Below are 12991 nucleotides of genomic sequence, written 5' to 3' on the forward strand. Positions count from 1 at the left end.
CACCGCCCCGCCCCAGGACCGTCCCGCAGCGCTGTGCCGTCCCTCATTAGTAGGAAGGTCACCGAGGCGGAACGGTTCGTCAGTTTTACGGCTGCGTACGGTCCCAGCCATGACCACGACGACCACCAACAGTGACCGGACCGGCCGCCCCGATCGACCCACCGTCACCGAACTCAGGCTGTCCTCCTTCCGGGCACACCGCGGTGCGGCCATCCCGCTCGGCCCGCTCACCCTGGTCACCGGGCCGAGCGGCAGCGGCAAGACCAGCGTCCTCGAAGCATTCGAAGCCCTCGCCAGACTCGGCTCGGGCGCGTCGCTGGGATCCGTGTTCCGCGACCCCGCGGGCTGCGTGCCCGAACGCGCCGACGCCGACGCCCAGGGCCGCCGCGGCTTCCGCATCGGCTGCACCGTGGACGGACCCGCCGGACCCGCCCGCCTCGACCTCGCGATCCAGGCCGAACCGGAACTCCGCGTCGTCGGCGAGCGTTTGACCAGCGAAGGACAGACCCTCCTCAGCACCGCCCTGCGCGACCCGAGCCGCTCCACCGTCCAGGCGGCCTGGCACACCGCGGGCGCGGTCCCCGTCACCCGCGCACCGCTCCCCGACGACCGGCTCGGCACCGCGCTGCTGCCACTGCGCGTAGCGGGCAAGACGGAAGGGCAACTGCGGGTCCTGGCCGCCGCCGAACAAGTCGTCGTCGCCCTGCGCTCGGTGTTCGCCTGCGACCCCCAGCCCCAGCGCATGCGCGAACCCGTCGTCCCCGCCCAGGGAAGCGGTGCAGGACGATTGAGGCGCGGCTGCGACAACCTCGCCGAAGTCCTCCTGCGCACCCGCACCGAATGCGGCATCCGCCACGGCCGCCTCGTCACCGCGGCCCGCGCGGGCTGCGCCGGCCCCGTCACAGGGCTCACCACCGAGCAACTCGCCGACGGCACGTTACGAGCCGTCCTCGCTCGCGGCGCGACCCGGCACGCCACCCCCGTCGGCCGACTCGGCGAAGGCGAACTCCGCTACCTGGCCCTCGCCCTCGTCCTGCTCACCGGACCCGGCGTCCTCGCCGTCGACACCGTCGCCGAAGTACCCCCGGCCATGCAGACCCTCGCCGTGCTGGCCGACGGACTCGACCGCGCACTCGACCCCCGCCAGAGCCGCGAACTCATCGCGCTGGCCGCCGAGATGTGCGCCCGCGGCCACATCCGGCTGCTCGCCGCCGTCGGGGACGGAGCGGGGGCCCGCGAGGCCCACGGGGCGACGGTGGTAGACCTGGCACCGTGAACCAACTCGACGTACCGGCCCTGCAGCGCAGGCTCGCCGCCTTCGCCGCCGCCCGCGACTGGCAGCCCTACCACACCCCGAAAAACCTCGCCGCAGCCCTCAGCGTCGAGGCCTCCGAACTGCTCGAAATCTTCCAGTGGCTCACCCCCGAGCAGTCGGCCCGGGTGATGACCGACCCGGACAGGGCCCACCGCGTCACCGACGAGGTCGCCGACGTCCTCGCCTATCTCCTCCAACTCTGCGAGGTGCTCGGCATCGACGCGCTGGCCGCCCTCTCCGCCAAGATCGACCGCAATGAACTCCGCTTCCCCGTCCCGGGATCGCCGAAGCACCCGAACAACTCGCCGACGGACACGGAGAGTCACTCATCCGAGTGACCGAGATACTCACAATCGGCTTGCTGTGCACAGATTTCCGATTTCCTCTGGCTTTCCGAGCCACTCACGCTCACGCTAGGTAGTGGACGCGAAGCTCGGGTCCGTCGCACGAACGGGGAAATCGGATGGATGCGGTACGGCTCGTCAAACTCAGCCAACACACCCTGGCCCAGAGCAGGGCAGTGCTCGACATCGTCGGCGAGGCCTGGCAGGCCCAAGCCCTCGCCCAGGCGATCGGCGGCCACCTCGCGGCCACCGGCCCGCCGGAACTGAGGGGCGAAGCCCGCGGCCTCAGCGAAGCCGGCGGCCGGGGCTGCGCCGTCCTCGACCATCCCGGCATGCGCCGCAGCGGCATCCGGGCCGCCCAACTGACCGAAGTGACCGACCCCGCAGGCGCGTTGACATCCCTGGGCGCCCTGCTCGGCGACGTCTCGATGGCCCTCGTCTCCGTGGCCTGCGCCACCGACGAGGAGGGGCTGTACTGGCAGTGCATAGAGGCCATCGACGCCGCCGACGAATCGAGCGACCGCATCCGCGGAATGCTGCGCCGGCTCACCTTGCGAGAGCAGGAGAGATCGGGCGAAGTGCTGCGGGACGGGGCTACGGGGCCGCCGTGAGGGCGCGGGGGACGAGGGCGCGTGGGGCGAGGGCGGGAGCCCTGGGCGCTTTGGCGCGTTCCGGCGCTGACCGCTGCCGCTGCCGCTGCCGCTGCCGGACGACCGGTCACCCAGGGCCCACCCGGCCCCGGCTGTCAGCGGTCCTCGCGGTCCTCGCGGCCCTTGTGCTGTTCGCGCGCCTCGTTCCCGTGCGCCTGCTGCGCCTGCTGCGCCTCGCCCGGACCGTCGGCGGGCGGCGTGCGGTCGGTGGTGGACTGAAGGTCCGCGTCGAGCTGCGTCAGATCGGCGTTCAGCGCCGCCATCAGCTCTTCCATCTGCTGGAGCAGCCCCTTCGGCGCGCCCTTCCGCTCGACGGCGGGCTGCGGCGCCGACTGCTGCGGCACGGTTTCTTCGGGCACGGCTTCCTGGGACATGGCGGCCTCCTCGGCCCAAGCCCTCCCGCGGGGCGGACAGGGCGGAGAATCGGTCGACGCACCACAGGGCCGCCGACACGCGGGCCGGGCGGTCCGGCTCCCCCCGGGCCAACGACTGGTTGACGCCAACGTCACTGGTCAGAGGGGGCGCGAGCTGCTGGATCACTGAATATTCACCCGACCGAGCTGCCGTGGGGCGAGTGGTGGAGGCGAGGTTGACGGTGGCCCAACGGTGCAGGATGGAGGCATGGATCTTCGCATCTTCACCGAGCCTCAGCAGGGCGCCGGCTACGACACTCTCCTGACCGTCGCCAAAGCCACCGAAGACCTCGGCTTCGACGCCTTCTTCCGCTCCGACCACTACCTCCGGATGGGGTCCGCCGACGGACTCCCGGGCCCGACCGACGCCTGGATCACCCTGGCCGGACTCGCCCGCGAGACCAAGCGGATCCGCCTCGGCACCCTGATGACCGCCGGCACCTTCCGGCTGCCGGGCGTCCTCGCCATCCAGGTCGCCCAGGTCGACCAGATGTCGGGCGGCCGGGTCGAACTCGGCCTGGGCGCCGGGTGGTTCGAGGACGAGCACAAGGCGTACGGCATCCCGTTCCCGAAGGAGAAATTCGCCAGGCTGGAGGAACAGCTGGCCATCGTCACCGGACTCTGGTCCACCGAAGTGGGCCACACCTTCGACTACCAGGGCACCTACTACCAGCTCAGTGACTCGCCCGCGCTGCCCAAGCCCGCGCAGGCCAAGGTGCCCGTCCTGATCGGCGGGCACGGGGCGACCCGCACGCCGCGGCTCGCCGCGCAGTACGCCGACGAATTCAACATCCCGTTCGCCTCCATCGAGGACAGCGAGCGGCAGTTCACCAGGGTGAAGGCGGCCGCCGAAGCCGCCGGACGCAGGGCGGACGACCTCGTGTACTCCAACGCGCTGGTCGTCTGCGTGGGCAAGGACGACGCAGAGGTGGCCCGCCGGGCCGCCGCGATCGGACGGGAGGTGGAGGAACTCAAGGCCAACGGACTCGCGGGCTCGCCCGCCGAAGTCGTCGAGAAGATCGGCAAGTACGAGGCGACCGGCTCGTCCCGTATCTACCTCCAGCTGCTCGATCTCGACGACCTCGATCAGCTCGAACTGATCTCCTCGCAGGTGCTGCCGCAGCTGACCGGAGTCTGACCGTGCGGCCCGCCCGGACACTCGCCGCGGCCCTCGCGCACGGACCGGTCGTCCTCGACGGCGGCCTCTCCAACCAACTGGAGGACCAGGGCTGCGACTTGAGCGACGAGCTGTGGTCGGCCCGGCTGCTCGCCGACGATCCGCGGCAGATCCAGGCCGCGCACACGGCGTACGTACGGGCGGGCGCCCAGGTAGTGACCACCGCCAGCTACCAGGCCACGTTCGAAGGCTTCGCCCGCCGAGGGCTGAGCCGTGGCGAGGCCGAACGACTGCTGGCGGAGAGTGTGCAACTGGCGCGTTGCGCCGGAGAGTTGGGTGGGGGCGGGGAGGGGTGGGTGGGGAGGGGGAGGGGGGAGGCCCCCCGAAGCCACGCCCAGCCCCCCGAATTCTGGGTAGCCGCCTCCATCGGCCCCTACGGCGCCTTCCTTGCCGACGGCAGTGAGTACCGGGGGCGTTACGGGCTGAGCGTGCGCGAGCTGGAGCGGTTCCACCGGCCGCGGATCGAGGCGCTGGCGGCGGCGGGGCCCGATGTTCTCGCACTGGAGACGGTGCCGGATGCCGACGAGGCGGAGGCGCTGCTGCGGGCGGTCGAGGGGTGCGGGGTGCCGGTGTGGCTCTCGTACAGCATCGCGGGCGGGCGCACTCGGGCCGGTCAGGATCTGGCCGCGGCGTTCGGTCTTGCGGCGGGCCACGACCAGGTGATCGCGGTCGGGGTGAACTGCTGCAGCCCCGCCGATGCCGACCGTGCAGTGCCGCTCGCGGTGTCGGTCACGGGCAAGCCGGTGGTGGTCTATCCGAACAGCGGTGAGCGCTGGGACGCGGAGCGGCGCGGCTGGGCGGGTGGCACGACGTTCGATGCGGGGCGGGTGGGGGACTGGGTGGCGTCGGGGGCGCGGCTCGTCGGCGGCTGCTGCCGGGTCGGGCCGACGGAGATCGCGGAGTTGGCGGCCCGGGTGCGGGGCCGGTCGGCGTAAGAAACTGGCAGTCCGGCCGCTGCAGGCGCGTGGCGGGCGCGGGGTGCAGTGCCTGCTCTCGCTGGGGACGTCGTGGGAGGCGTCCGGCCGGAGCGCACCGAGCGGGCTGTTGACGAGCAAGCGTCGTCATCAACCCTTCCGCGAGCCGACCGAGCCGACCGAGCCGACCGAGCCGACCGAGCCGACCGAGCCGACCGAGCCGACCGAGCGGACCGTGCCGCCCCGCCCCGCCCCGGCCGGGCGCCTGGCGCTTCGCCGGGTGAGTGGCGCCGCCGCGGGACAGGATGGGGGCATGGGATTTCATGTCGATTCCGAGACCGGGCGGCTGCGCCGCGTCATACTCCACCGGCCAGACCTCGAGCTGAAGCGGCTCACGCCCAGCAACAAGGACGCGTTGCTCTTCGACGACGTGCTGTGGGTGCGCCGGGCCAGACAGGAGCACGACGGTTTCGCGGACGTGCTCCGCGACCGGGGCGTCCAGGTGCATCTCTTCGGAGATCTGCTGCGGGAATCGCTGGAGATCCCGGCGGCCCGCGCGCTCGTCCTGGACCGGGTCTTCGACGAGAAGGAGTACGGGCCGCTCGCCACCGGGCATCTGCGGGCCGCCTTCGACGAACTGCCCGCCGCCGATCTCGCGGAGGCGCTGGTCGGCGGGATGACGAAGCGGGAGTTCCTGGAGGGGCATCCGGAGCCGACGTCGGTGCGTTTCCACGCGATGGATCTGGACGACTTCCTGCTCGGCCCGCTGCCGAACCACCTCTTCACGCGCGACACCTCGGCCTGGATCTACGACGGTGTATCGATCAACGCGATGCGCTGGCCGGCCCGGCAGCGCGAGACCGTCCACTTCGAGGCGATCTACCGCCACCACCCGCTGTTCAAGGGGCTCGAGGCGGGGCCGTTCAACATCTGGTCGCGGGGCCAGAGCGACTACCCGTCCACCATCGAGGGCGGTGACGTCCTGGTGATCGGGAACGGCGCCGTGCTGATCGGGATGAGCGAGCGGACCACCCCGCAGGCCGTGGAGATGCTGGCCCGCGGCCTGTTCGCGGCGGGCTCGGCGCGGACCATCGTGGCGCTCGACATGCCGAAGCGACGGGCGTTCATGCACCTCGACACGGTGATGACGATGGTCGACGGAGAAACCTTCACCCAGTACGCGGGCCTGGGCATGCTCCGCTCGTACACGATCGAGCCGGGCGCGGGCGAGCAGGAGCTCAAGGTCACCGACCATCCGCCGGAGCACATGCACCGCGCGATCGCGGCGGCGCTCGGCCTCGACCGGATCCGGGTGCTCACCGCCACCCAGGACGTGCACTCCGCAGAGCGCGAGCAGTGGGACGACGGCTGCAATGTGCTCGCGGTCGAGCCGGGCGTGGTCGTCGCGTACGAGCGCAATGTCACCACCAACACGCATCTGCGCAAGGAGGGCATCGAGGTGATCGAGATCCGCGGCAGTGAGCTGGGGCGGGGGAGGGGAGGTCCGCGCTGCATGAGCTGTCCCGTCGAACGCGATGCCGTATAGTGATGCGCTCTTACGTATATACTTCCAGCGTTGCATCCCGTTCATGGCCCAGCCGTCCCCCTACCCGCCCCAGGAGCAGCCACCATGGCGACAGATCTCGCAGGCCGCCACTTCCTCAAGGAGCTGGACTTCACGGCCGAGGAGTTCCTCGGGCTCGTCGCGCTCGCCGCCGAACTCAAGGCCGCCAAGAAGGCGGGCACGGAGGTCCAGCGGCTGCGCGGCCGCAATGTCGCGCTGATCTTCGAGAAGTCCTCGACCCGCACCCGCTGCGCCTTCGAGGTGGCCGCCGCCGACCAGGGTGCGTCGACGACGTACATCGACCCGGCCGGTTCGCACATCGGCAAGAAGGAGTCCGCGCGCGACACCGCCCGCGTCCTTGGCCGGATGTTCGACGCGATCGAGTTCCGGGGCGATGCGCAGGAGACCGTCGAGACCCTCGCCGCGAACGCCGGCGTGCCCGTCTACAACGGTCTGACCGACGACTGGCACCCGACCCAGATGCTCGCCGATGTCCTCACCGTCACCGAGCACACCGACAAGCCGCTGGGCGAGGTCGCCTTCGCCTATCTGGGTGACGCCCGCTTCAACATGGGTAATTCCTACCTGGTCACGGGCGCGCTGCTCGGCATGGACATCCGCATCGTGGCGCCCAGGGCGTACTGGCCGGCCGAGGAGATCGTCGCGCAGGCCCGCGAGGCGGCCGGGGTGAGCGGCGCCCGGATCACCCTCACCGAGTCCGTCGAGGAGGGCGTCGACGGTGCGGACTTCGTGGCCACCGACGTGTGGGTGTCGATGGGTGAGCCCCAGGAGATCTGGGCCGAGCGCATCAAGGCTCTCGCGCCGTACGCCGTGACCATGGACGTGCTGCGCGCCACCGGCAATCCGCGCGTCAAGTTCCTGCACTGCCTGCCCGCCTTCCACGACCTCGGCACCCAGGTCGGCCGTGACATCCACGAGCAGTACGGGCTGACCGAACTCGAAGTCACCGACGAGGTCTTCGAGTCGCCCCACTCGGTCGTCTTCGACGAGGCCGAGAACCGGATGCACACGATCAAGGCGGTCATGGTCGCCACGCTGGGGGACCGGCAGGGGACCGAGGGCGCCGAATAGGAATGCGCGCGATTGGGTGAACATGCGCAGGGGTGGCTACTATGTCGCTTCTTGGTGGGGTCCGAGCTCGCACGCTCGGGCCCCGCTTTCTTTGTGTGCGGCCCCTGCCAGGCCGTTGTGTAGACCAGGAATGAGAACCACCCCATGCGGCGCCCCCACCTCGCCCCCCGCCCTTCCCCCGCACTGCGCATCAAATCGCCGCGCCGGCTGATCGCCGAATCCGGCGCCGACCTCGAAGGACACGGCCTGCGCCGCACCATGGGGCTCTTCCAGCTCGTGTGCTTCGGCGTCGGCGCGATCGTCGGCACCGGCATCTTCGTCGGGCTCTCCGACAGCGTCGCCAAGGCGGGTCCCGCCGTGGTCCTCTCCTTCGCGCTCGCGGCGGTGACCTGCGTCTTCACCGCGTTCTCCTTCGCCGAGCTCGGCGGCGCGATCCCGGTTTCCGGCTCCTCGTACTCCTTCGCGTACGCGACGCTCGGCGAGCGCACCGCGTTCCTGGTCGGCTGGTGTCTGCTGCTTGAGTACGGCGTCTCGGTGTCGGCGGTCGCCGTCGGCTGGAGCCAGTATCTGAACGAGCTCCTGAACAGCCTCGTCGGGTGGCAGCTGCCGGCCGCGCTCTCCGCGGGGCCGGGCGACGGCGGGGTGATCAACCTTCCGGCCGTCGTGGTCATCGTGCTCGCCGCGACGCTCCTGGTGCGCGGCGTCAGGGAGAGTGCGCGGGCCACCGCCGCGATGGCCGTGCTCAAGATCGGGATCCTGCTGCTGTTCCTGGCGATCGCGTTCACCGCGTTCAAGGCGGGCAACCTCTCGCCGTTCGCGACGCACGGCGCCGGCGGGGTCACGGCGGGCGCCTCGCTGGCCTTCTTCTCGTACATCGGCTTCGACGCGATCACCACGGCCGGTGAGGAAGTGAAGAATCCGCGCAAGAACGTGCCGATAGCGATCATGATCTGCATCGGCCTGGTCACGCTGCTCTACTGTGCGGTCGCCGTGGCCGCGATCGGCGGGCTCGGCGCGGACGCGGTCGGCGACAAGCCCGCCGCGCTCTCGCTGATCGTCAACCATGTCACCGACTCGACGTTCGGCGGCGGCGTCATCGCGTTCGGCGCGGTCGTCGCCATCGCGTCCGTCGTGCTCGCCGTGATGTACGGGCAGACCCGCATCCTGATGTCGATGTCCCGCGACGGCCTCGTCCCGCGAGTCTTCGAGCGGGTCTCGGCGAAGACCGCGACGCCGGTGGCCAACACGTGGATCGTCGCGCTGGTCTTCGCGGTCCCGGCCGCGTTCGCCTCCCTGGACGCGGTGGTCAACCTGACCACGATCGGCACCCTCGCCGTCATGGCCGTCGTGAACATCGCCGTCATCGCGCTGCGCCGCAGCGAACCGGACCTGAAGCGCTCGTTCCGGGTGCCGCTGTACCCGGTCAGCCCGATCCTGGGCGTCGGCTTCTGCCTCTATCTGATGTACGGGACCGGCTGGGCGACCTGGGTGCAGTTCGCCGTGTTCCTGCTGGCCGGCGCGCTGGTGTACGCCTTCTACGGGCGCAGCCGCTCGCGCCTGGTCAGCGCCGGCGACCCGGCAGCGTGAACCAGACCGCCTTGCCGTGCGCGGTGGGGCGGTGCCCGCAGGCCGAACTCAGCGTGCGGATGAGCAGCAGGCCTCGGCCGTGCTCCTGCCACGGGTCCGGGTGGTCGTCCGCCCCCGGCGCGGAGAGATCGCCCGGCGGCAGCGGCGAGCCGTCGTGCACCTCGACCTGGCAGCCGGATGAGAGCAGCTCCACCACCAGCTCGATCGGCGCCTCGCCCACGGTGTGCTCGACGGCGTTGGCGACGAGCTCCGCGGTGAGCAGCTCGGCGGTGTCGCTGTCGGCGGGCGCGTCGATGTCCGCGAGCGCGGTACGCACCAGGGCGCGGGCGATCGGCACGGCTGCCGTGGTGTGGGGGAGCGCTATGCGCCAGGCGGACGGCGTGGCGTCGTGGTCGGGGCCGGAGGGCTCGGGCAAGGCGGAATGTTCCGTTCGGGGTGCGGGGTGTTGCCGGGTCTGCGGGAGGCGGTGTGCCGCCTGGCGGCGCCGGGTGCGGGGGTCGTCCTGCTTTCAACCTTACGAAGCCGAGGTGCGGCCCAGTAGAGGACCCCGGCCGGGGCGGCCGGGGCCGTGGGGCATCGGCGCGAAGGACCTTGGCCTCTGGTCCCCCTCGCAGGCGTATCGCGTACTCGTGACGACAGTCACGCATGGGTGATACCTTCGTCGGGCAGGCAGCAGAAGAGGTGGCGGCACCTGCCGTCCCGCCGAAGGAGGCCGCCCGGATGAGCCCCTTTCCCAGCTCCGCATCGCCCACCGAGCACTGGCGCCATCTGCGGCTCACGGTGGCCGACGGGGTCGCGACCGTCACCCTGGCCCGGCCGGAGAAACTCAACGCGCTGACCTTCGGTGCCTACGCGGACCTGCGCGACCTGCTCGCCGAACTGTCCAGGGAGCGCTCCGTGCGCGCCCTGGTCCTGTCCGGCGAAGGGCGCGGCTTCTGCTCGGGCGGCGACGTCGACGACATCATCGGCGCCACCCTGTCGATGAACACCGCCGAGCTCCTCGACTTCAACCGCATGACCGGCCAGGTCGTCCGGGCGATCCGCGAATGCCCCTTCCCGGTGATCGCCGCGCTGCACGGCGTCGCGGCCGGCGCGGGCGCGGTGCTCGCGCTCGCCGCCGACTTCCGCATCGCCGATTCCTCGGCGCGGTTCGCCTTCCTCTTCACCAAGGTGGGCCTGTCGGGCGGCGACATGGGTGCGGCCTATCTGCTGCCCCGCGTCGTCGGCCTCGGCCATGCCACCAGGCTGCTCATGCTGGGCGATCCCGTACGCGCCCAGGAGGCTGAACGGATCGGCCTGCTCAGCGAGTTGACCGACGAGGGCCGCGCGGACGAGCGCGCCGCCGAGCTCGCCCGCCGCCTCGCCGACGGACCCGCCCTCGCCTACGCCCAGACCAAGGCGCTGCTCACCGCGGAGCTCGACATGCCCCTCGCGGCCGCCGTGGAAATGGACGCGGCGACCCAGGCCCTGCTGATGAACGGCGAGGACTACGCCGAATTCCACGCGGCCTTCAGCGAGAAGCGGCCCCCGAAGTGGCAGGGACGCTAGCGATGCCGGCCCCGCACACCGTGGGCGCCCCTCTGCGGATCGCCGTCATCGGCGGCGGCCCCGGCGGGCTCTACGCCGCGGCCCTGCTCAAGCGCCTCGGCCCCGACCGCGAGATCACCCTGTGGGAGCGCAACGCGCCCGACGACACCTTCGGCTTCGGCGTCGTGCTCTCGGACGAGACCCTCGGCGGGATCGAGCACGCCGACCCGGCCGTCTACCGTGCGCTGCGCGCCGAGTTCGTCCGGTGGGACGACATCGACATCGTGCACCGGGGGCGCACGCTCACCTCCGGCGGGCACGGCTTCGCGGCCCTCGGACGGCGCAGGCTCCTGGAGATCCTGCACGAGCGCTGCAAAGCCCTCGGCGTCGAGCTGCGCTTCCGCGCCGAGGCGCCGCCCGCCGCCGAACTCGCCACCGCCTACGACCTGGTGGTCGCCGCGGACGGCGTGCACAGCCTCACCCGCGAGGCGCACGCCGGCCACTTCGCGCCGCGCATCACCACACACCGCTGCCGCTACATCTGGCTGGCCGCCGACTTTGCCTTCGACGCCTTCCGCTTCGAGATCGCCGAGACCGGACACGGCGTGATGCAGCTGCACGGCTACCCCTACTCGGCCGGCTCCTCCACTGTCATCGTCGAAATGCGCGAAGAGGTGTGGGCGGCCGCCGGATTCGACGCGCTCGACGAAGGCGCCTCCGCCGAGTACTGCGCCAAGATCTTCACCGACGCCCTCGGCGGACGGCCTTTGCGCGGCAACAACTCCTCATGGACCGCCTTCCGGACCGTCGTCAACAAGCGCTGGTCGCACGGCAACACGGTGCTGCTCGGCGACGCCGCGCACACCGCTCACTTCTCCATCGGCTCCGGCACCAAGCTCGCCGTCGAGGACGCCCTGGCGCTTGCCGCATGCATCGAGGAGCAGCCCGATCTGCCCGCGGCCCTGGGCGCTTATGAGAGTGAGCGCCGGCCCGTCGTGGAGTCGACGCAGCGTGCGGCCGCCGCCAGCCTGCGCTGGTTCGAGGATCTTGAGCGCTGTCTCGACCAGCCCGCCCGGCAGTTCGCCTTCAACCTGCTCACCCGCAGCCGCCGCGTCACCCACGACAACCTGCGGCTGCGCGACCCCGGCTTCACCGACACCGTCGAGCGGGAATTCGGCTGCCCCCCGGGCACCCCGCCCATGTTCACCCCCTTCCGGCTGCGCGGCCTGGAACTGAAGAACCGCGTGGTCGTCTCGCCCATGGACATGTACTCCGCCGTGGACGGCGTCCCCGGCGACTTCCACCTCGTCCACCTCGGTGCCCGCGCCCTGGGCGGCGCGGGCCTGGTCATGACCGAGATGGTGTGCGTCAGCCCCGAAGGCCGCATCACCCCCGGCTGCGCCGGCCTCTACACCCCCGAACAGGCGGCGGCCTGGCGGCGGATCGCCGACTTCGTCCACCAGCAGGCGCCCGGCACGGCCTTCGGCATCCAGCTGGGCCATTCCGGGCGCAAGGGCTCGACCAAGCTGATGTGGGACGGCATGGACGAGCCGCTCGACACCGGCAACTGGCCCGTCGCGGCCGCCTCCCCGCTCCCGTACCGGCCGGGCGTCAATCAGGTCCCGCACGCGCTGGACCGCGCGGGGCTCACGGAGATCCGCGAACAGTTCTCGGCCGCCGCCCGGCGGGCCGCCTCCTGCGGGTTCGACCTCCTCGAACTGCACTGCGCCCACGGCTACCTGCTCTCCGGATTCCTCTCCCCTCTCACCAACCAACGGACCGACGGCTACGGCGGTTCCCTCGCGGCCCGGCTCCGCTTCCCCCTCGAAGTCTTCGACGCGGTGCGCGCCGTCTGGCCCACCGACAGGCCCATGACGGTCCGTATCTCCGCCACCGACTGGGCCGAGGGCGGCACTTCCGCCGATGACGCCGTCGAGATCGCGCGGGCCTTCGCCGCGCACGGCGCCGACGCCATCGACGTCTCCACCGGCCAGGTCGTCCCCGACGAACGCCCCGAATACGGGCGCTCCTACCAGACCCCGTACGCCGACCGGATCCGCAACGCGCTCGGCGTCCCGGTCGTCGCGGTCGGGGCCATCTCGTCCTGGGACGACGTCAACTCCCTGCTCCTGGCGGGCCGCGCCGACCTGTGCGCACTGGCCCGGCCGCACCTGTACGCCCCCCACTGGACGCTGCACGCCGCGGCCGAGCAGGGCTATGCGGGCCCCGGCGCGAGCTGGCCGCCGCCCTACCGCGCGGGCAGCCGCAAGCCGCCGACCGGCCGTACGGACGCCCCGCGGCCACGGCTCAGCCTGAACTGACGCACCCGCACGTACGGGCCGGGCGGGGCCTCTGCGGAAACGCCCGGCCCGGCCGCCGCACGCCCGCGCCGAAAACACTCAGGACCC

At 71.6% G+C, this 12991-nt stretch carries 12 protein-coding genes; 10 read left to right on the plus strand and 2 right to left on the minus strand.

What is annotated here, in order from left to right; genetic code table 11:
• Nucleotides 1–109 precede the first annotated feature (109 nt).
• The 3 genes from ABD346_RS33560 to ABD346_RS33570 all read left to right on the plus strand — a co-directional run bounded on the left by ABD346_RS33560 (nucleotide 110) and on the right by ABD346_RS33570 (nucleotide 2270).
• Nucleotides 110–1276 (plus strand): AAA family ATPase, encoded by a 1167-nt coding sequence (locus tag ABD346_RS33560; RefSeq protein WP_344380090.1) that lies wholly within the window; start codon nucleotides 110–112, stop codon nucleotides 1274–1276.
• Nucleotides 1273–1653, plus strand: a complete 381-nt coding sequence (locus tag ABD346_RS33565) for a nucleotide pyrophosphohydrolase (RefSeq protein WP_344380091.1) — start codon at nucleotides 1273–1275, stop codon at nucleotides 1651–1653. The genes ABD346_RS33560 and ABD346_RS33565 overlap by 4 nt, the downstream gene beginning before the upstream one ends.
• Nucleotides 1654–1778: 125 nt before the next feature.
• The gene (locus tag ABD346_RS33570; RefSeq protein WP_344380092.1) at nucleotides 1779–2270 is read left to right on the plus strand and encodes a DUF6099 family protein; all 492 of its coding nucleotides are present in this window, start codon (nucleotides 1779–1781) and stop codon (nucleotides 2268–2270) included.
• 134 nt (nucleotides 2271–2404) lie between these two features.
• Here the strand turns inward: ABD346_RS33570 and ABD346_RS33575 are convergent, their stop codons facing one another.
• Nucleotides 2405–2683 carry a hypothetical protein gene (locus ABD346_RS33575; protein ID WP_344380093.1) on the minus strand — a complete coding sequence of 93 codons (279 nt, stop codon included), beginning with the start codon at nucleotides 2681–2683 and terminating at the stop codon, nucleotides 2405–2407.
• A 247-nt stretch (nucleotides 2684–2930) separates the two neighbouring features.
• On the opposite strand from ABD346_RS33575, the gene ABD346_RS33580 reads away from it, so the two are divergent.
• The 5 genes from ABD346_RS33580 to ABD346_RS33600 all read left to right on the plus strand — a co-directional run bounded on the left by ABD346_RS33580 (nucleotide 2931) and on the right by ABD346_RS33600 (nucleotide 9056).
• Nucleotides 2931–3860, plus strand: a complete 930-nt coding sequence (locus ABD346_RS33580; protein WP_344380094.1) for an LLM class F420-dependent oxidoreductase — start codon at nucleotides 2931–2933, stop codon at nucleotides 3858–3860.
• 2 nt (nucleotides 3861–3862) lie between these two features.
• Nucleotides 3863–4834, plus strand: coding sequence for a homocysteine S-methyltransferase (gene mmuM, locus ABD346_RS33585; RefSeq protein ID WP_344380095.1), 972 nt, complete (start codon nucleotides 3863–3865; stop codon nucleotides 4832–4834).
• Nucleotides 4835–5126: 292 nt separating this feature from the next.
• Nucleotides 5127–6359, plus strand: a complete 1233-nt coding sequence (locus ABD346_RS33590; RefSeq protein ID WP_344380154.1) for an arginine deiminase — start codon at nucleotides 5127–5129, stop codon at nucleotides 6357–6359.
• 84 nt (nucleotides 6360–6443) lie between these two features.
• Nucleotides 6444–7469 (plus strand): ornithine carbamoyltransferase, encoded by a 1026-nt coding sequence (gene argF, locus ABD346_RS33595; RefSeq protein WP_344380096.1) that lies wholly within the window; start codon nucleotides 6444–6446, stop codon nucleotides 7467–7469.
• Between the two features lie 144 nt (nucleotides 7470–7613).
• A complete protein-coding gene (locus ABD346_RS33600) occupies nucleotides 7614–9056 on the plus strand; it encodes an amino acid permease (RefSeq protein ID WP_344380097.1) in 1443 nt (480 codons plus the stop codon).
• On the opposite strand, the gene ABD346_RS33605 is transcribed toward ABD346_RS33600, so the two are convergent.
• Nucleotides 9031–9471, minus strand: a complete 441-nt coding sequence (locus ABD346_RS33605) for an ATP-binding protein (protein ID WP_344380098.1) — start codon at nucleotides 9469–9471, stop codon at nucleotides 9031–9033. The genes ABD346_RS33600 and ABD346_RS33605 overlap by 26 nt on opposite strands.
• 305 nt (nucleotides 9472–9776) lie before the next feature.
• Between ABD346_RS33605 and ABD346_RS33610 the strand changes: the two genes are divergently transcribed.
• Together ABD346_RS33610 and ABD346_RS33615 are read left to right on the plus strand one after the other, a co-directional pair.
• On the plus strand, nucleotides 9777–10604 hold the full coding sequence (locus tag ABD346_RS33610; RefSeq protein ID WP_344380099.1) for an enoyl-CoA hydratase family protein: 828 nt from the start codon (nucleotides 9777–9779) through the stop codon (nucleotides 10602–10604).
• A gap of 2 nt (nucleotides 10605–10606) precedes the next feature.
• Nucleotides 10607–12904, plus strand: a complete 2298-nt coding sequence (locus ABD346_RS33615; protein WP_344380100.1) for a bifunctional salicylyl-CoA 5-hydroxylase/oxidoreductase — start codon at nucleotides 10607–10609, stop codon at nucleotides 12902–12904.
• Nucleotides 12905–12991 lie beyond the last annotated feature (87 nt).

Origin of the sequence: Streptomyces mauvecolor (assembly GCF_039532965.1) — a bacterium.
GTDB lineage: Bacteria > Actinomycetota > Actinomycetes > Streptomycetales > Streptomycetaceae > Streptomyces > Streptomyces violascens.